General features: G+C 65.7%; 18 protein-coding genes. 12 read left to right on the top strand and 6 right to left on the bottom strand.

Features of this window, described 5'->3' with window-relative positions:
- Nucleotides 1-147: 147 nt before the first annotated feature.
- Nucleotides 148-2,049: a molecular chaperone DnaK gene (gene dnaK, locus ACVIIW_RS09560; protein WP_092232313.1), complete on the bottom strand. Its 1,902-nt coding sequence runs from the start codon at nt 2,047-2,049 to the stop codon at nt 148-150.
- 397 nt (nt 2,050-2,446) lie between these two features.
- Between dnaK and ACVIIW_RS09555 the strand changes: the two genes are divergently transcribed.
- Together ACVIIW_RS09555 and pncA are read left to right on the top strand one after the other, a co-directional pair.
- A complete protein-coding gene (locus ACVIIW_RS09555; protein WP_456700507.1) occupies nt 2,447-3,385 on the top strand; it encodes a hypothetical protein in 939 nt (312 codons plus the stop codon).
- Nucleotides 3,386-3,487: 102 nt separating this feature from the next.
- The gene (gene pncA, locus ACVIIW_RS09550) at nt 3,488-4,210 is read left to right on the top strand and encodes a bifunctional nicotinamidase/pyrazinamidase (RefSeq protein ID WP_456700506.1); all 723 of its coding nucleotides are present in this window, start codon (nt 3,488-3,490) and stop codon (nt 4,208-4,210) included.
- 67 nt (nt 4,211-4,277) lie between these two features.
- Here the strand turns inward: pncA and grpE are convergent, their stop codons facing one another.
- Together grpE and hrcA are read right to left on the bottom strand one after the other, a co-directional pair.
- On the bottom strand, nt 4,278-4,883 hold the full coding sequence (grpE, locus tag ACVIIW_RS09545) for a nucleotide exchange factor GrpE (protein WP_456700505.1): 606 nt from the start codon (nt 4,881-4,883) through the stop codon (nt 4,278-4,280).
- A gap of 69 nt (nt 4,884-4,952) precedes the next feature.
- Nucleotides 4,953-6,071 (bottom strand): heat-inducible transcriptional repressor HrcA, encoded by a 1,119-nt coding sequence (gene hrcA, locus ACVIIW_RS09540; RefSeq protein WP_456700504.1) that lies wholly within the window; start codon nt 6,069-6,071, stop codon nt 4,953-4,955.
- A 167-nt stretch (nt 6,072-6,238) separates the two neighbouring features.
- Here hrcA and rph point away from each other — a divergent pair, with 167 nt between their 5' ends.
- Genes rph through hemW form a run of 3 tightly spaced genes read left to right on the top strand, consistent with a single transcriptional unit; the run spans nt 6,239 to nt 8,743 of the window.
- A complete protein-coding gene (gene rph, locus ACVIIW_RS09535) occupies nt 6,239-6,952 on the top strand; it encodes a ribonuclease PH (protein WP_092232324.1) in 714 nt (237 codons plus the stop codon).
- Nucleotides 6,953-6,963: 11 nt separating this feature from the next.
- Entirely contained in the window at nt 6,964-7,599 is a 636-nt protein-coding gene (gene rdgB, locus ACVIIW_RS09530; RefSeq protein ID WP_456700503.1) for an RdgB/HAM1 family non-canonical purine NTP pyrophosphatase, read from the top strand.
- Entirely contained in the window at nt 7,586-8,743 is a 1,158-nt protein-coding gene (gene hemW / locus ACVIIW_RS09525; protein ID WP_456700502.1) for a radical SAM family heme chaperone HemW, read from the top strand. Before rdgB ends, hemW begins: the two co-directional genes overlap by 14 nt.
- A 2-nt stretch (nt 8,744-8,745) precedes the next feature.
- Here hemW and ACVIIW_RS09520 read toward each other — a convergent pair whose 3' ends face one another.
- Nucleotides 8,746-9,981, bottom strand: a complete 1,236-nt coding sequence (locus tag ACVIIW_RS09520; protein ID WP_456700501.1) for a penicillin-binding protein activator — start codon at nt 9,979-9,981, stop codon at nt 8,746-8,748.
- Nucleotides 9,982-10,309: 328 nt separating this feature from the next.
- Between ACVIIW_RS09520 and rsmI the strand changes: the two genes are divergently transcribed.
- From rsmI to ACVIIW_RS09485, 7 genes are all read left to right on the top strand, one after another.
- On the top strand, nt 10,310-11,272 hold the full coding sequence (rsmI, locus tag ACVIIW_RS09515; RefSeq protein ID WP_456700500.1) for a 16S rRNA (cytidine(1402)-2'-O)-methyltransferase: 963 nt from the start codon (nt 10,310-10,312) through the stop codon (nt 11,270-11,272).
- On the top strand, nt 11,259-11,672 hold the full coding sequence (locus tag ACVIIW_RS09510) for a YraN family protein (protein ID WP_456700499.1): 414 nt from the start codon (nt 11,259-11,261) through the stop codon (nt 11,670-11,672). The genes rsmI and ACVIIW_RS09510 overlap by 14 nt, the downstream gene beginning before the upstream one ends.
- Before the next feature lie 10 nt (nt 11,673-11,682).
- Nucleotides 11,683-12,627, top strand: a complete 945-nt coding sequence (gene gshB, locus ACVIIW_RS09505) for a glutathione synthase (RefSeq protein ID WP_456700498.1) — start codon at nt 11,683-11,685, stop codon at nt 12,625-12,627.
- A 366-nt stretch (nt 12,628-12,993) separates the two neighbouring features.
- The gene (cpaB, locus tag ACVIIW_RS09500; protein WP_456700497.1) at nt 12,994-13,809 is read left to right on the top strand and encodes a Flp pilus assembly protein CpaB; all 816 of its coding nucleotides are present in this window, start codon (nt 12,994-12,996) and stop codon (nt 13,807-13,809) included.
- Between the two features lie 10 nt (nt 13,810-13,819).
- On the top strand, nt 13,820-15,337 hold the full coding sequence (locus tag ACVIIW_RS09495) for a type II and III secretion system protein family protein (protein ID WP_456705122.1): 1,518 nt from the start codon (nt 13,820-13,822) through the stop codon (nt 15,335-15,337).
- Between the two features lie 50 nt (nt 15,338-15,387).
- Complete coding sequence (locus ACVIIW_RS09490; RefSeq protein WP_456700496.1) at nt 15,388-16,125, top strand: CpaD family pilus assembly protein; 738 nt, start codon at nt 15,388-15,390, stop codon at nt 16,123-16,125.
- Nucleotides 16,122-17,411 (top strand): AAA family ATPase, encoded by a 1,290-nt coding sequence (locus tag ACVIIW_RS09485; protein WP_456700495.1) that lies wholly within the window; start codon nt 16,122-16,124, stop codon nt 17,409-17,411. Before ACVIIW_RS09490 ends, ACVIIW_RS09485 begins: the two co-directional genes overlap by 4 nt.
- Nucleotides 17,412-17,450: 39 nt before the next feature.
- Here ACVIIW_RS09485 and ACVIIW_RS09480 read toward each other — a convergent pair whose 3' ends face one another.
- Nucleotides 17,451-18,227 carry a tetratricopeptide repeat protein gene (locus tag ACVIIW_RS09480; protein WP_456700494.1) on the bottom strand — a complete coding sequence of 259 codons (777 nt, stop codon included), beginning with the start codon at nt 18,225-18,227 and terminating at the stop codon, nt 17,451-17,453.
- 83 nt (nt 18,228-18,310) lie between these two features.
- Nucleotides 18,311-18,556 (bottom strand): PilZ domain-containing protein, encoded by a 246-nt coding sequence (locus ACVIIW_RS09475; protein WP_092232357.1) that lies wholly within the window; start codon nt 18,554-18,556, stop codon nt 18,311-18,313.
- Between the last annotated feature and the right edge of the window lie 29 nt (nt 18,557-18,585).

The following is an 18,585-nucleotide window of genomic DNA, read 5'->3' as shown; positions in this document are numbered from 1 at the left end:
ATGGGAGCGTTGAGCATAAGTGCTGGGAATTGATTGATCGTAACGGGCGCATCGCCCGTCTGCCCCGACACGAAAGCCTCCCCCCTTAGGGGGGAGGCCGACGTAGCGTGTGGGGTCCAAGCCGTCCGCATCATACCCTCTCGGGCTTTAAGCGGACTTCTTGTTGTTCTTGTCGTCGTCGACTTCGGTGAATTCCGCGTCGACAACGTCGTCCTTCGCAGCGTCCTTGGCCGCATCGGCCTCAGCCTGCTGCTTGTACATGGCTTCGCCGAGCTTCATCGAGGCCTGCGCCAGCGTGTTGGTCTTGGCCTTGATCGCCTCGGCATCGCTGCCCTTCAGCGCTTCCTTAAGGTCGCTGACGGCGTCCTCGATGGCGCGGCGCTCGGTCTCGGCGACCTTCGAACCGTGCTCGGCCAGCGCCTTCTCGGTGGAGTGCACCAGCGCATCGGCATGGTTCTTGGCGTCGACCGCCTCGCGGCGCTGCTTGTCGGCCGCGGCATTGGCCTCGGCGTCCTTGACCATCTTGTCGATGTCGGCTTCCGAAAGGCCGCCGGACGCCTGGATGCGGATCTGCTGCTCCTTGCCCGTGGCTTTGTCCTTGGCCGAGACGTTGACGATACCGTTGGCGTCGATGTCGAAGGTCACCTCGATCTGCGGCATGCCGCGCGGCGCCGGCGGGATGCCCATCAGGTCGAACTGGCCGAGCATCTTGTTGTCGGCCGCCATTTCACGCTCGCCCTGGAAGACGCGGATGGTGACCGCGTTCTGGTTGTCCTCGGCGGTCGAGAACACCTGGCTCTTCTTGGTCGGGATCGTGGTGTTGCGGTCGATGATGCGGGTGAACACGCCGCCCAGCGTCTCGATGCCCAGCGACAGCGGGGTCACGTCCAGCAGCAGCACGTCCTTGACGTCGCCCTGGAGCACGCCGGCCTGGATCGCGGCACCGATCGCCACGACTTCGTCCGGGTTGACGCCCTTGTGCGGCTCCTTGCCGAACAGCTGCTTCACGACCTCCTGGACCTTCGGCATGCGCGACATGCCGCCGACCAGCACGACTTCGCCGATCTCACCGGCGGTGACGCCGGCGTCCTTGAGCGCCTTGCGGCAGGGCTCGACGGTCTTCTGAACCAGGTCGTCCACCAGCGCCTCGAACTTGGCGCGGGTGAGCTTCATCGTCAGATGCTTCGGACCGGTCTGGTCCGCGGTGATGAAGGGCAGGTTGATCTCGGTCTGCGTCGTCGACGACAGCTCGATCTTGGCCTTTTCAGCGGCTTCCTTCAGGCGCTGCAACGCGAGCTTGTCGTTGCGCAGGTTGATGCCCTGCTCCTTCTGGAACTCGTCGGCGAGATAGCCGACCAGCCGCATGTCGAAATCTTCGCCGCCGAGGAAGGTGTCGCCGTTGGTCGACTTCACCTCGAACACGCCGTCGCCGATTTCGAGAATGGAGATATCGAACGTGCCGCCGCCGAGATCGTACACGGCGATCGTGCCGGCCTTGGTCTTGTCGAGGCCATAGGCCAGCGCGGCTGCGGTCGGCTCGTTGATGATGCGCAGCACCTCGAGGCCCGCGATCTTGCCGGCGTCCTTGGTCGCCTGGCGCTGGGCGTCGTTGAAGTAAGCGGGAACGGTGATGACCGCCTGGTCGACCTTCTGGCCGAGATGGGCTTCCGCGGTCTCCTTCATCTTCTGCAAGATGAACGCAGAGACCTGCGAGGGCGAGTAGGTCTGGCCGTCGGCCTCGACCCAGGCGTCGCCGTTCGAAGCCTTCACGATCTTGTACGGAACGAGCTTCTTGTCCTTCTCGACCATCGGGTCGTCGTAGCGGCGGCCGATGAGGCGCTTCACTGCGAAGAACGTACGCTCTGGATTGGTCACGGCCTGGCGCTTGGCGGGCTGGCCGACGAGGCGCTCACCGTCATCAGTCACGGCGACGATCGAAGGCGTCGTGCGCATGCCTTCGGAATTCTCGATAACTTTGGCGTTCTTGCCGTCCATCACGGCGACGCACGAATTCGTGGTGCCGAGGTCGATCCCAATGACCTTTCCCATGGTCCTGATATCCTTCTTTTTGCGGCAGGTTGGCTGGGCCCAGAAGGCACCCGAACCGAAACCCCCTAAGATCAAACATTCGCGATATTGCGATGGTTGAGGCTCATATAGGAGGGGGGGAGGAGCCCGCAAGGACCGAACGCAAGTTTGGACCGTGAAAACATTGGGTTTTGGAAGATCATATCCGGGCTTCACCGCCCTTGCGGGTGAGGATTTGTTAACAGGTTCAGTGCTCAGGCCGTCTCCGCTGCCGTGATCGGCCCGGCCCTGTTGCCGGCGCACCAAACCCGCTAAAAGGCGGACCGGCCGGACGGCCTCGTCACGGGGCCGCTTCGCGCGACAAGGCGGCCAACGGCCGACCATCGTACGGCCTCAATATGAACCAATCAGAGTGCCCATGAAGCTGATCCGCCCCCTCGCCGCGCTCGCCCTTCTCGTTGTCTCCGCGCTTCCGGCGCTTGCTGCCGACGCCGTGTATCCGCCGGGTCTGCGTCTCGGCATGGTGCCGCTGGTCGGGCTGAGCAAGGCCAAGACCTTCCCGGGCTTCGAGAACGAGGACGGCAGCGTCAAGGTGCTGGTCACCGAACTGCCGCCGGCGGCCTATAACGAGGTTGCAACGGCCTTCAACGCCAATCCGGGCGGCGTCAACGGCGTCAAGCCGGAGAAGATCGAGACACCGGCGGGCCTTGCCTATGTTACCACCGAGAGCGGCAAGGCCGGGGACACGCTGGTGAAGCGCTATTCGATGATCGTGCCGGGCACTGGCTTCTCCGGCTATGTCGCGGTGCAGGTCCCGGAGAACGCCTCGAAGATCTACACCGACGAGGCGGTGCGGCAGATGTTTGCGACCGCCACCCTGCGCAAGGAGGTGTCGGCTGACGAGCAGCTCGGGCTGATGCCGTTCAAGATCACCGATCTCGCCGGCTTCAAGGACATCCGCACGCTGGTGCCGGGCTCGAGCATCATCCTGGCCGACGGTGACGAGAGCGCGGGCTATGAATCGAAGCCGTTCATGATCCTCGGCCTGATCGGCGCCACTCCGCAAGCCGCCGACGACCGCGCCCGCTTCGCCCAGGAGGCCGCGCTCCAGATCCCCGGCCTGCGCGAGTCCCGCGTCACCATGTCCGAGCCGATCCGCATCAACAGCCAGCCCGGCTTTGAGACCCGGATCGACGGCGTCAGCGGCAAGGACAAGACCCCGGTCACGGTCGTGCAATGGATCCGGTTCGGCGGCGGCACCTCGCTGCGCATCATCGCCAGCGCTCCGCGCGACCAGTGGTCCGACGCCTTCACCCGCTTCCGCGCCGTCCGCGACGGCATCCAGCCGAAGGGGTAGCGCCCATCCCCTCACCAGGGCCGGCTGCATTTTCGGGCTTTCGTTTGTACACGAACGGAACTAGGCTTGCCTCCACCGGATCAACCTTGAGGGAGGCGGACGATGATTAATCGACGACAGATCTTGGCCGCGCTGGGGACCACCACGCTCGCGAGCCTCGCGCCATCGGCACTTTTCGCAGCAGCCTCGATCAAGCCGGACGATGCATCCGCGCTGCTCGTGATCGATGTGCAGAACTGCTTCCTGCCGGGCGGCAGCCTCGCGGTGAAGGAAGGCGAGCAGGTCGTGCCTGTGATCAACAAGATGGCCAAAGCATTTTCGAACGTGGTGATGACGCAGGACTGGCACACGCCCGGCCACGTCTCGTTCGCGTCAGCGCATTCCGGCAAGAAGCCGTTCGAGACCATCGACCTGCCCTATGGCAAGCAGGTGCTGTGGCCCGACCATTGCGTGCAGGGCACCGATGGCGCCTCGCTGTCGAAAGACCTCTCGATCCCGCAGGCCGAGCTCATCATCCGCAAGGGCTTCCACAAGGATGTCGACAGCTATTCGGCCTTCGTCGAAGCCGACGGCAAGACAACGACGGGGCTCGCCGCCTATTTGAAGTCCCGCAAGATCAAGCGCGTCTTTGTCGCGGGCCTCGCCACGGACTTCTGCGTCGCCTGGACTGCGCTCGATGCGCGCAAGGCTGGTTTTGAAGTCTACGTCGTGGAAGACGCCTGCCGCGGCATCGACAATCAGGGCTCGCTCGCGAAGGCCTGGGCCGACATGGCCAAGGCCGGCGTGAAGCGGATTCAGTCCGCGGATATCGCGGTGAGCGCATAAAGCGCTCACCTCTGCCAGACCTTGAGGAAGAGGAGGAGACGCGCGCGAGCGCGCTCCTCGATATCGTTCAGTTCGCTTCGTTGCTGTTCGCCGCGGGCGCGGGCTTTGCGCCGCCCTTGGCGACGCCGACCAGCGCCGGACGCAGCACGCGCTCGCCGATGGTGTAGCCGGCCTGCATGACCTGCACGACGGTGCCCGCGGGCACCGATGCGTCAGGCACCTCGTACATCGCCTGATGGAAGTTCGGGTCGAACTTCTGGCCCTGCGGATCGAGCTTCTTCACGCCGTGCTTTTCCAGCGCATTGAGCAGCGAGCGCTCGGTGAGCTCGACGCCCTCGATCAGCGCGATCAGGCCGGGATCGGCCGCAGCACGCGCTTCGGACGGAACGGCATCGAGCGCGCGCTGGAGATTGTCGGCGATGTCGAGCACGTCGCGGGCAAAGCCGGTGATGCCGTAGAGCTTGGCGTCGGCGACCTCCTTGGCGGTGCGCTTGCGCAGGTTCTCCATCTCGGCCAGCGTCCGCAGCATGCGGTCGCGCGCCTCGGCAGCTTCCTTTTGCAACGTTTCGACCGAGCCGGGCTCGGGATCGTCGGGCATGATGTAGGGCTTTGACACCACGGGTTCGCCGGTCGGCGCGGCCGTGTCTTCGGGTTGCCGGGTGGGATCGGTCATCGGCTGCTTCTCGAACTCGTCTCAAGGGGAGGTTTGCTGGCCCGGATATCGTGCTTCGGACGCCGAAAATCAAGCGCCCGTGATCGGCTCAATGCCGGTCAGCCCGCCCAGCAGGCGGCTGACGATGCGGGCGGCATAGTCCACGGTCGGGATCACACGGGCATAGTTCAGCCGTGTGGGCCCGATGACGCCCAAAACGCCGACGATGTGGCCGGCGGCATCCCGATAGGGCGAGATGATGGTGGAGGAGCCGGACAGCGAAAACAGCTTGTTCTCGCTGCCGATGAAGATTCTGACGCCTTCGGCGGTTTCCGCGCGCCCCAACAGGTCGATCACGCCGCGCTTGGTCTCGAGATCCTCGAACAACAGCCTGACACGCTCGAGATCCTCGAGCGCGTGCAGATCTTCCAGCAGATTGGCGTGCCCGCGCACGATGAGCTGGCGGTCCTCGTTCTCGCCGCCCGACCAGCTCGCGATCCCGGCCGAGATCACCTTTTGCGTCAATTGATCGAGCTCGGCGCGGGCCTCGCCGAGCGCGGTTTCCAGCTCCAGCCGCGCCTCGGCGAGCGTCCGCCCGCGAATCCGCGCATTGAGGAAATTGCCGGCTTCCGTGATGGCCGAGGAGGGAACCCCCGGCGGCAGCGCCAGCACACGGTTTTCGACCTGGCCGTCGTCTCCGACCAGGATGACCAGCGCCTTCTCGGGTTCCAGCCGGACGAATTCGATGTGCTTGAGCCGCGCATTGGACTTCGGCGTCAGCACCACCGCCGCGGCGCGCGTCAGGCCGGAGAGCCGGGTCAACGCCTGATCCAGCGCCGCCTCGACCGATTGGGCGTGGCCGACGGTGGCGAGCTGGCTCTGGATCGATTGCCGCTCGGACTCGTTGAGATCGCCGACCTGCATCAGGGCGTCGACGAAGAAGCGCAGGCCGAGTTCCGTCGGCAGCCGGCCGGCGGAGGTATGCGGAGCGTAGATCAGACCGAGCTGTTCCAGATCGGCCATGACGTTGCGCACGGAAGCCGGCGACAGCGGCATCGCGATCAGGCGCGAGATGTTGCGCGAGCCCACCGGCTCTCCGGTCGCGAGGTAACTTTCGACGATTTGACGAAAGATGTCGCGGGAACGCTCGTTGAGCTGGGCGAGGCCTGCGCGCGGCGCGATCAGATGGATCGGATCGTGATGGGCCACAGACGTTAACTCCTGTCAGTTCCTCGTAATTTGTCCATCCCGGGCGCGTCTGACAAGCGGGGCGTTTGCGGGGCAGATATCAGGGGCGAAAAAGCCTTGCTGCCCACCCTCACCCCACCTACAAGCACCGCGAACAGCCTGACCTTGCGAGTTTTGGAGGATTTCCCATGCGGCCAAGCCGCCGTGCGCCCGACGAATTGCGCCCCGTAACGCTTGAGCGTGGCGTGGTCAAATATGCGGAAGGCTCCTGCCTCGTGAAATTCGGCGACACCCACGTGCTTGTGACCGCCACGCTGGAAGACCGCCTGCCGCCGTGGCTGAAGGGCCAGGGTCGCGGCTGGGTCACCGCCGAATACGGCATGCTGCCGCGTGCGACCTCGGAACGCACCCGCCGCGAGGCCTCGGCCGGCAAGCAGAGCGGCCGCACCGTCGAGATCCAGCGCCTGATCGGCCGCTCCCTGCGCACCATCGTCGATCTCGAAGCGCTCGGCGAGCGCCAGATCACCGTCGATTGCGACGTGCTCCAGGCCGACGGCGGCACCCGCACCGCCTCGATCACCGGGGCCTGGGTCGCGCTCGCCGACTGCATCAACTGGATGAAGTCGCGCAACATGATCAAGGCCAACGTGATGCGCGACAACGTCGCCGCGATCTCATGCGGCATCTACAAGGGCACGCCGGTGCTCGATCTCGACTATGCCGAGGACTCGGCCGCCGAAACCGACGCCAATTTCGTCATGACCGGTGATGGCCGCATCATCGAGGTTCAGGGCACTGCGGAACGCGAGCCGTTTACGCAGGACGAGTTCCTGGCGCTGATCGCATTGGCGCAAAAAGGCATCGCGCGTCTGGTGGACTTGCAGAAACTGGCTGTCGCGTAGTCAATAGCCCCATGCACCGCCGAATCACCGGAAAGCTCGTCATCGCGACCCACAATCCCGGCAAGCTCGCCGAGATGAAAGAGCTGCTCGCGCCTCACGGCATCGAGGTGGTGTCGCCCGGCGAGCTCGGCCTTGGCGAGCCTGACGAGACCGGCAGCGATTTCCGCAGCAACGCCGCGATCAAGGCAATCGCGGCCGCGCAGGCGACCAAGCTACCGGCTTTTGCCGATGATTCCGGAATCGTCGTCGACGCGCTCGACGGCGCGCCCGGCATCTACAGCGCGCGCTGGGCCGGTCCGTCCAAGGACTTTGCCGCCGCCATGGCGCAGATCGAGCGCCTGCTGCAGGAGCGCGGCGCCACCACGCCGGACAAGCGCAAAGCGCATTTCGTCTCGGCGCTCTGCGTCGCCTGGCCCGACGATCATCTCGAACAGGTCGAGGCGCGCGTCGACGGCACGCTGGTGTGGCCACCCCGCGGCACCGCCGGCTTCGGCTACGATCCGATGTTCCTGCCCGACGGATACGACCGCACCTTCGGTGAGATGACCAGCATCGAGAAGCATGGCCTGCCGCCGCTCGGCCTCGGCCTGTCGCACCGCGCCCGGGCCTTCGTGAAACTGGCGGAGATCTGCCTTGAGCCGCGCTGATAAAGATGCGTTCGGCGTCTACGTGCACTGGCCGTTCTGCCTGTCGAAGTGTCCCTATTGCGACTTCAACAGCCACGTCCGCCACGCCGCCATCGACCAGGCGCGTTTTGCGGCCGCCTTCGCGCGCGAGATCGAAACGACTGCGCAGCGCTCGCCCGGTCGCGAAGTCAGCTCGATCTTCCTCGGCGGAGGCACACCATCGCTCATGCAGCCCGCCACCGTCGGCGCGGTGCTCGATGCGATCGGCAAGCACTGGCGCGTTGCCAACGACGTCGAAGTGACGCTGGAAGCAAACCCGACCAGCGTCGAGGCCACGCGCTTCGCCGGCTATCGCGCTGCCGGTGTCAATCGGGTCTCGCTCGGCGTGCAGGCGCTCGACGATGCCTCGTTGAAAGCGCTCGGCCGCATGCACAGTGCGCGCGAGGCACTCGACGCCGTCGCCATCGCGCGCCGCTCGTTCGATCGCTATTCGTTCGACCTGATCTACGCCCGTCCCGACCAGACCCCGGCGATGTGGGCGGACGAGCTGCGCCTTGCGATCGATGAAGCGGCCGAGCATCTGTCGCTCTACCAATTGACGATCGAGGAAGGCACGCCGTTCTTCGGCCTGCACCAGGCGGGCAAATTGAAGACGCCGGACGAAGTGGTCGCGCGCGCGCTCTACGACGTGACGCAGGAGACCTGCGACAAGCTCGGCCTGCCCGCCTACGAGATCTCAAATCACGCGCGACGCGGCGCCGAGTGCCGGCACAATCTGGTGTACTGGCGCGGTGAGGAATATGCCGGCATCGGTCCCGGCGCCCATGGCCGCCTCGACATCGACGGCATCAGGCACGCCACCGCCACCGAGAAGCGTCCCGAAGCCTGGCTGATGCGGGTCGAGGGCAACGGCGATGGAATCGTCACCGACGATCTCCTCAACAGCGAGGAGCGGGCCGACGAATTCTTGCTGATGGGATTGCGCCTGGCCGAAGGCATCGACCCCGAGCGCTACAAGGCCTTGTCCGGCCGTCCGCTCGATCCCAGACGTATCGCGCTGCTGCGTGAGGAAGGCGCGATCACGGTCGATGCGGCGGGACGGTTGCGGGTGACGAGCAGCGGTTTTCCGGTGCTGGACGCCGTGGTCGCGGATCTCGCGGCGTAGGACTACGCCCCAAAACTCTTCGGCGAGCCCGCGACCGCGACACCGCCGCCCGTCGTCACCTTCATCACCGCAAGGCCGCGCTCATTGGTGCCATCCGCACGGAACCGGAACAGGCCATCGATGCCCGCGAAACCAGATGGATTCGTGAGCACGTCGGCCGAGAAGCGCGTCGTACCCTGCGTGCGCGCAAGCGCTGCGACAAGCGCGACGGCATCATAGGCGAGCGTCGCGGTGCGGATCGGCTCGGCGCCATATTTGGTGCGGTAGCGGCCGGAGAACGCGCGGAAGCCGGCCGGATCCGGCGCGGCATAGAGGCCGCCCTGCAGCGCCGGACTCGCATAGACGCGCGGGCTGTCCCACAGGCCGGTCCCGAGCAGCTGGATGTTGCGCAGATTCGCGCCCGCTGCGGTCATCGCGTCTGCGACCGAAACGACGGCATCGCCGTCATCGGCAATGAACAATGCGTCCGCGCTGCCGAGCTGCTGTGCCACGTTGCGCGCCGGCGTGGCTCGATCGGCGCCGTATCTTTCGAACGCGACGACACGCCCACCGCGCCTGGGCACCGTGGCCTTCACCGCGGCTTCGACGACATTGCCATAGGCATTGTCGGGCACGAGCACGGCAACGGCGCGTTTTCCGATGCCGGCGGAATATTCGATGATGCGGTTGACGTCGGACTCCGGCAGGAAGCTCAGGAGATAGACGCCGCGGCCGGCGATGCTGGAATCGGTGGAGAACGCCATCACCGAGATGCCGCGCGCGCGCGCGACCTGCGCCACCGCCGGCACCGACTGCGCGAACAGCGGCCCCAGGATGATCTCGGCACCTTCGTCGACCGCCTGCTGCGCGCCGGCTTGCGCGCCCTGCGGGCTGCCATTGTCGTCCTTGATCAGGAGCTGGATATTCGGGTTCTGAAACTCGGCCAGCGCCATCTCGGCGGCGTTGCGCATGGATTGCGCCGCAAGCCCGGCATTGCCCGCGGCCGAGAGCGGCAGGATCACCCCGACCTTCACGCCGCCGGTGCCCGCGGTCGTCGCCTGCTGTGGCGGACCGGCCGGCTGGGCCGGAGGCGGCGAGGAGCTGGAGAACGGGCTGGAAAACTGGCTGAGGCTCTGCTGCACGCCGGCGCAGGCCGAGAGCAAGGGCGTGCCGAGCAGCAGGCCAAGCGTACTCCGCCGGGTCGCCCCTGGCATCAGGGGCCCCTGAACGGGAGACTTCGGATCACGCGGGCCCACCATGGCAGCTTCTCTTCTGACCGGCCGCAGGCGGCCCGTCACTTCACTCTTGTCCGCAACACAAGCCGCGGATTCAGGCATGTTGTCCACAAATAGTTAACCAAAACAAAAGGATAATGACCGCTTAACGCGGCTGCCCTTCGTTCCGGCCAGCTGTTTGCCGTCCGTCACGCAGCATCAAGGCGCGGTTTCCGCCGCGAATATGGCGCTGACGCTTCATTCCCCCTCGAATGTGATGCCGGATGGATCACATTCCAGTCCCTCTCCCAATATGATCTTTTTCCGGGGACTGGTTCCCAGCCACCGGGATCATGCCTAAGTTCGATTCATTATGCGCGCAAAGCCGGCTCCGATAAATACGACTGAAGCTGCGGACACCGCCTCGCGCGGTTTCTCCATCGACGCCCATCGGCTGTCAGCTCCGAAGCCCGCGGCCGGCCTCTATCTGGTCGCGACCCCCATCGGCAATCTCGGCGACATCACCTTGCGGGCGCTCCAGACGCTGGCCGGGGTCGACGTCATCGCCTGCGAGGACACCCGCATCACGCGGCGCCTGACCGAGCGTTACGACATCTCTGCGCAGCTCAAGCCGTATCACGAGCATAATGCCGAGGCTGCGCGGCCGAAGATCCTGGAGGCACTCGCGGCAGGCGGCTCGGTCGCGCTGGTGTCGGACGCCGGGACGCCGCTGATCTCCGACCCCGGTTACAAGCTGGTGCGCGAGGTCTGTGCCGCCGGCCACGCGGTCTTTGCGCTGCCCGGCCCTTCGTCGGTGCTGGCGGCGCTGTCGGTTGCGGCGCTGCCGACCAACCGTTTTTTCTTCGAGGGCTTTCTACCCGCCAAATCGGCCGCGCGAAAATCGCGCCTGGCCGAGCTCGCGCGCATCGATGCCACGCTGGTGATGTTCGAATCCGGCAATCGCGTGCAGGACACGCTTGCCGAGCTCGCCGAGATCATGGGGACGCGCGAAGCCGCGATTTGCCGCGAGCTGACGAAATTGCACGAGGAGATTTCGCGGGCGACGCTGAGTGAGCTCGCGGGCGAAGCCGACGCGCTGGAGACGCGCGGCGAATTCGTGCTGGTGATCGCACCGCCCGCGGCCGACGCCGACGTGCTGACATCAGATGCACTGGACGATCTCCTGCGCGCGCAGCTCGCCACGAACAGCGTCAAGGACGCCGTCGCGCATGCCGTCGCGCTTTCTGGGCGGCCCCGCCGCGAGATCTATGCCCGCGCGCTCGAACTCGCCAAGAGTCCGCACGAGGATTTGCGGGGCGGCGATGGCGAAGACTAGGGGCGTCGCAGAACCCAAACCGGAGCCAAAGGTCGCCTCGCCCGAGCGTGTCGCCGCGTTCCGCACCGGCATCTCGGCCGAGAGCCGCGCCGCCGCCTTTCTCATGGCCAAGGGTTACCGCATCCTCGCCAAACGCTACCGCACGGCGCATGGCGAGATCGACCTCGTGGCGCGCCGCCGCAACCTGATCGCCTTCGTCGAGGTCAAGGCGCGCGCCAGCCTCGACGAGGCCGCCTATGCGGTCACGCCACGCCAGCAGCAGCGCATCATCGATGCCGCGCAGGGCTGGCTCGCAGCGCATCCCGAGCATGCGGAATTCGAGCTGCGATTCGACGCCATGCTGATTGCGCCGCGGTCACTTCCACGCCATGTGTTGGCGGCATTCGACGCCTCGACCTGAAAGGCAGCCCATGAAACTGAACGTCGCCGTCCAGATGGACCCCATCGCCCGCATCAACATCAAGGGCGATTCCACCTTCGCGCTGCTCCTGGAGGCGCAGAAGCGCGGCCACGGCCTGTCCTATTATACGCCCGACAAGCTCTCGATGGTCGGCGAGGAGATCGTCGCGCCGGTGCAGCTGCTGACGGTGCGCGACGAGCCCGGCAATCATTTCACCCTCGGCGAGCCCAGGCGCGAAGCGCTCAACGGCTTCGACGTCGTCCTGCTGCGGCAGGATCCGCCGTTCGACCTCGCCTATATCACTTCGACGCATCTGCTCGAACGCATTCACCCAAAGACGCTGGTGGTCAACGATCCCGCCGCGGTGCGAAACGCGCCCGAAAAACTGTTCGTGATGAACTTTCCGCAGCTGATGCCGCCGACTTTGATCTCGCGCGACTTAGATGAGATCAACGCGTTCCGCGACAAATACGGTGCCGTGGTGATGAAGCCGCTGCACGGCCATGGCGGCGCCGCGGTGTTCCGGGTGATGCCGCAAGACATGAACTTCGGCTCGCTGTTCGACATGTTCTCGGTGACGTTCAAAGAGTCCTGGGTGATTCAGCAGTTCATTCCCGAGGTGAAGCTCGGCGACAAGCGCATCATCCTGGTCAATGGCGAGTTCGCAGGCGCCGTGAACCGCGTGCCGGCGGCCGACGATCTCCGCTCCAACATGGTGCGCGGCGGCGCCGCCAAGGAGACCGAGCTGACGCCGCGCGAACGCGAGATCTGCGCCACCGTCGGCCCGGCGCTGCGCGAGCGCGGCCTCCTGTTCGTCGGGATCGACGTCATCAACGGCAATCTCACCGAGATCAATGTGACGTCGCCGACCGGCATTCGCGCCATCGCACGCCTTGGCGGCCCCGACGTTGCGGCGAAAATCTGGGACGTGATCGAGCAGAAGCGGACGAGGTAGTTCCGCAATGATGGCGTTGGGGAGCCTCGTCTCTCTCTCCACGTCGTCCCGGACGCGCGCAGTCTTCGCCGGGACGACACTGATGTTGTGGCGCGCTGCTTCCATCTCGCGACGCACCTCCTTTACTAACCACCCATTCACCATGACGCTCCCGCGCTTCCTCCGAAGGTCGTAGTTCGCCTGCGTGAATCTACGGGGCCACTGACCGACCGGGATAACGCGGCATTCACCATCCGCCCAAAACCCGCACCGTCACAGGGCATCACACTCGGCCTCGCAACACCCCTTATACTTTTACTCCCTACTCATCGACGCGGGGGAACACGCTACGTGCGGTTCGAGTGCCCCGCGTGAGAGTAGAAGCGTATGAACACCGCACGCATTGTCGTTCTCGTCATCGCGCTGAGCGCCGGCGGCGTCGCTGCGTATCTGGCGAGCAGCTACGACAACAAGCCCGCGCCGGTCGCTCCGGTGGCCGAGAAGCTGCCGACGACCGAGGTGCTCGTCGCCAAATCCGACATCCAGCTCGGCCAGGCCGTGAAGGCCGAGGATCTGCAATGGCAGACCTGGCCGCAAGCGACCGCCAGCAGCGCCTTCGTCCGGCGCGACAGCAGGCCCAACGCACAAACCGAGATCGCCGGGTCGATCGCGCGCGTGCCGTTGATGCAGGGCGAGCCGATCCGCGAGCAGAAGCTGGTGAGGGCGGACGGCTCCGGCTTCATGGCCGCGATCCTGCCCTCGGGCATGCGGGCCGTATCCACCGAGATCTCGGCAGAGACCGCCGCCGGCGGCTTCATCCTGCCAAACGACCGCGTCGACGTCGTGCTGACGCGCCGCCTGAAGAACCCCGACACCAGCGGTGCGACCGGCGGCAATGACCTGATCCTGTCGGAGGTCGTCCTGTCCAATATCCGCGTGCTCGCGATCGACCAGGCGCCGAAGGAAAAGGACGGCCAGACCGCCGTGATCGGCAAGACCGTCACGCTGGAGCTGAAGCCCGAGCAGGTCGCTACGCTGTCGGCCTCGCGCCAGGGCGGAACTTTGACGCTCGCACTGCGCAGCATCGCCGATGCCAGCGCCACCGACGGCGCGCCCGAAGACCAGGCGCTCAAGCAGCGTCAGAGCGGCGTCAACGTGATCCGCTACGGCGTGCAGACGCGACAACTAACGTCACAGAAGTGATGGAGACATGATGAATTACGGGGATTATCGGATGGGCCTGCGCATTCGGGGGAAGCGCGCTGGCTCGTTCTGGGCAGGGGCGATGATGATGCTGGGGCTGGTCGCAGGCCCCGATCTCGTCCGCGCCGCGGATGCGCCGGTCGGAGACCAGGCGCCGATGCAGGCGCCGGACCTCGGCGTGGCGCCGGCCGCGACCGTCGCGCCCGCACGGACGCGTTCGCTGTCGCTTGGAATCGGCAAATCTGTGGTCATCGACCTGCCGCGCGAGGTCAAGGACGTGCTGGTGGCTGATCCCAAGATCGCCAATGCGGTGATCCGGTCGTCGCAGCGCGCCTACATCATCGGCGGACAGGTCGGCCAGACCAACGTGGTGTTCTTCAGCGCCGACGGCCAGCAGGTCGCCTCCTACGACATCGCGGTGAAGCGCGATCTCAACGGCATGCGGGCGGCGCTGCATCAGTCGCTGCCGGGGGTGCAGATCGAAGGCGTCGGCGACAGCGTGATGCTGACCGGTTCGGTGTCGAGCCCGGTCGAGGCCCAGCAGGCCGGCGACGTCGCCGCGAAGCTCGTCGGCGGCAGCGACAAGGTCGTCAACAACATCGTGGTCCGTGGCCGCGACCAGGTCATGCTGAAAGTCGTCGTCGGCGAAGTCCGCCGCGACATCGTCAAGCAATTGGGCGTCGACCTCAGCGCCAGCCTGAATGCCGGCACCGCGGTGGTGAACTTCAACAATTCCAACCCGTTCACTGCCAGCGGCGGACCGCTGGTCGGCAGCAACGGCCTCGGCGTCACAGGGCTTGCCAAGGGCGTCGCCACGGTCAACGCCACGATGCGCGCGATGGAGAGCGCGGGCGTGATGCGGACGCTGGCCGAGCCGAGCCTGACCGCGATCTCGGGTGAGTCAGCGACTTTCATCGCCGGTGGCGAATTCCCGATCCCCGGCGGCTACGCCTGCGATCCGGCCACGCATGTCTGCACCACCCAGATCACCTACAAGAAGTTCGGCATCTCCCTGAACTTCACGCCGGTGGTGCTCAGCGAGGGCCGCATCAGCCTGCGCGTGATGACCGAGGTTTCGGAGCTGTCGAGCCAGAACGCGATCACGGTGTCGCAGGCGCTGTCCGCGAATTCGACCAACTCGATCACCATTCCCTCGGTCCAGACCCGCCGCGCCGAGACCACGCTGGAAATTCCCTCCGGTGGTTCGATGGCAATGGCCGGCCTGATCCAGCAGCAGACCAAGCAGGCCGTCAACGGCCTGCCCGGCGTCGACCAGATCCCGATCCTCGGCGCGCTGTTCCGCAGCCAGGACTTCGTCAACAACGAGACCGAGCTGATGGTGATCGTGACCCCCTATGTGGTGCGCGCGGTCGCCCAGAAGGAATTGTCGCGGCCCGACGACGGGTTCGCACCCTCTTCGGATGCGCAGTCGGCGCTGCTCGGCCGCATGAACCGCCTCTACGGCATCGCGCGCCGCGTCGATCCGATCGACGGCATCAGCGGCGATTTCGGCTTCATCATCGACTGACACGAACGAACGGTTTGGGGACCGGGATAGCGGTAGGAGGGGACCAGGCGATGACGAAGACGACAGAAGATCGATTTCGCAAGTCGCGCATCGCGCTCGCGCTGACCGGGCTTTCCGTCATGCTGGGAGCCTGCAACACCACCGGCGACGTCGTCACCACGCAGACGGTGCCGACCGATTACCGCATGCGCCACCCGATCGCGGTGCAGGAAGGCACGCGCTCGATCGTGATCTTCGTCGGCAAGGCGAGAGGCGGTCTTTCGGCCCCGCAAGCCGCGGACGTGATGGGCATCGCCCGCGACTGGGTGCGCGAAGGCACCGGCTCCGTCGTCGTCGACGTGCCCATCGACACCGCGAATTCGCGCGCAGCAGCAGCGACTTATCACGAGATCCGTGCCGTGCTCGGCAGTGGCGGCGTGCCGTCGCGCGCCATCGTCCAGCATCCCTATCGCCCCGAAGATCCCGGCCTGTTGCCGACCATCCGGCTGAGCTATTCCAAGATCACTGCGGTCGCCGGCCCCTGCGGGCTGTGGCCCGAGGACATGGGACCGTCCATCGTCGATCCCGGCTACAACGAGAACAGGCCCTACTTCAATCTCGGCTGCGCCACCCAGCGCAATCTCGCCGCGATGATCGACAACCCCGCCGACCTCGAGCAGCCGCGCGCGGAGACGCCCGCTTACACCGCGCGGCGCGACATCGCCTTCGACCGCTACCGCAAGGGCAACGCGACCGCGACCACCTATCCCGAGGCCGACAAGGCCAAACTCAGCGATACAGGCAAATGACTGGGATTCACGACGACGAGGCGGACGATCGGCAGCGCCCCGACGAACACATTGCGCCGGTTCCCCGCATCTCGGTGCAGGCCTTTTGCGAGACCGAGCAGACGCTCGCCGCGATCACCGCGGCCGGGCAGGACCGCCGTCTCGCCAAGGCGCATCTCACCGCCAGGAGCGGCGGTCTGGCCGCAGCCATCGACGTCTATGACACGATGCCGACACCGAACGTCATCGTGATCGAATCCGACGGCACGCGTGACATTCTCGAAGGCCTCGACGACCTCGCCGGCGTCTGCGATCCCGGCACGCGCGTGGTCGTGATCGGCAATCCCAACGACACCGCGCCCTATCGCGAGCTGGTGCGTCGCGGCGTCAACGACTACGTGATCGGCCCGGTCCAGACCATCGACGTGGTGCGCTCGATCTGCAGCCTGTTCTCGGCTTCCGAGGCCATCATCACCGGCCGCATCATCGCGGTGGTCGGCGCCAAGGGTGGCGTCGGCGCGTCGACGGTCGCGCACAATGTGGCCTGGACCATCGCGCGCGATCTGGCGCTCGATTCCGTCGTGATCGATCTCGACCTCGCCTTCGGTACCGCCGGTCTCGACTACAACCAGGATCCGGCGCAGGGCATCGCCAACGCGGTGCTGTCGCAGGACCGGCCGGATACGGCGCTGATCGAGCGTCTGCTCGCCAAATGCACCGAGCGCCTCAGCCTGCTTGCCGCACCCGCCACCCTTGACCGCGTCTATGATTTCGGCGCCGAAGCGTTCGACGCGATCTTCGACACCTTGCGCATGACGACGCCATGCATCGTGCTCGACGTGCCGCACCAATGGTCGGCCTGGACCAAGCGCGCCCTGGTCAACGCCGACGACATCGTCATCGTGGCCGAGCCTGACCTCGCAAACCTGCGCAACACCAAGAACATGCTGACCGTGCTCAAGGCGGCGCGGCCGAACGACCGGCCCCCGCTCTATTGCATCAACCAGGTCGGCATGCACAAGCGGGCCGAGATCGACGTCAAATCCTTCGCCAAGACGATGGAGGGGCAGCCGCTCGCGGTGATCCCGTTCGATTCGAAGCTGTTCTCGACCGCTGCGAATAACGGCCAGATGATCGCGGAGGTCTCCACGAGCCACCGCACCACCGAGCTGTTCCAGACCATGGCCAACCGGCTCGCCGGGCGCGGCGAGGTGAAGAAGCCGAAGCGTTCGCTGCTCGGACCTCTCCTGAAGAAGCTGAAGGGCAAGAGCGGACGCGCATCAGCGCCGCATCGCAAGGCGTCGTAAAGCACGGGAGCGTTTTCGAGCGAACAAAAGCGGCGGAGATCATTTCTCCGCGTGCTGCTGCTGCTTCTTCGACAGCAACTGACGCAGCGCCGTGACCTTTGCCGCGGCCTGGTCCGGCGGCAGATCGGCCTTCACGATGGTCTCGGCCTCCGTCTGCTTGCCCTCCAGCCCCAGCACCAGCGCGAGATTGGCCCGCACGCGGGGATTGGCCGGATCGCGCTGATAGGCGCGGCGCATGGTTTCCTCGGCGCGCGGCAGGTTGTTCTGGAGCATGTAGGACAGGCCGAGATTGGACAGCACCGACGGTTCGTCCGGCACGATCTTCAGCGCGCTTGCGTAATATTGCTGCGCTTCCTCGTTGCGGCCGAGCTGATCAAGCACGGCGCCCTGAGCCGACAGGATATGCCAGTCGGGATCTTCGGGCGTATGCGCGCGGCCCAGCACGTCAAACGCCTGCTGGAAATTGCCGTTGTCGGCGAGCGCGCGGCCGTAGCCGGCGAGCAGCGCCTTGTTGCTGGGATGGAGAAGGACGGCCTGCTCCATGACCGCCGCCGCCTGGGCCCGCTGGCCGGTCTCGCGCAGCGCCTTGCCGTAGTCGAGCGCAACGTTGGGATCGCCGGGATTGGCACGATAGCGCTCGCGCAGGGCGTTCATATCGGGCTTGGCGTCGGCCGTGGCGACAGGCTCGGACCGGCCGCCGAGCGCGCCGGTCACGTCCTCCAGGCCTGTGGTCTGGCAGCCACCGAGGGCGAGCACCGCGAGCGCGGGCAGCAGGAATCTCGCCGGGGAAAAGGCAAGGGACGAACGCTTGGACATACTCTGATCACCGCCGGCGGACTGATCAGAGATGCTTTGCCGATTAACCCTAAAGTCCGGTTAAGGACGCGCCCCTGTTGGGCTCAGTCGGTAAATTCCGCACCGAATTCGCAACCGATGCGCCAGCGCAGGCGGCACTGACGGGAATAATCCGGCGCGAAGATGATGGTGAATTGCGGCGGCACCTCGATGAATTCCGCCACGACCTTCACACCTCCGTCCGAGATGTCAGTGATCGTGCAGTCCCGTGGCAGCGAGCCGGCGCCAAAATGGATCTTGGCAAGCCTGGTGCACACCCGTCGTTCGCTTCTCCGGCGATTTGCAAGCATTTGAATTGTTCACCCGTTGGATCACGGCC

The organism is Bradyrhizobium sp. USDA 4449, assembly GCF_054056275.1.
The sequence above is the reverse complement of the archived record's forward strand: the minus strand, read 5'-3'. Positions and strand labels throughout refer to the sequence as shown.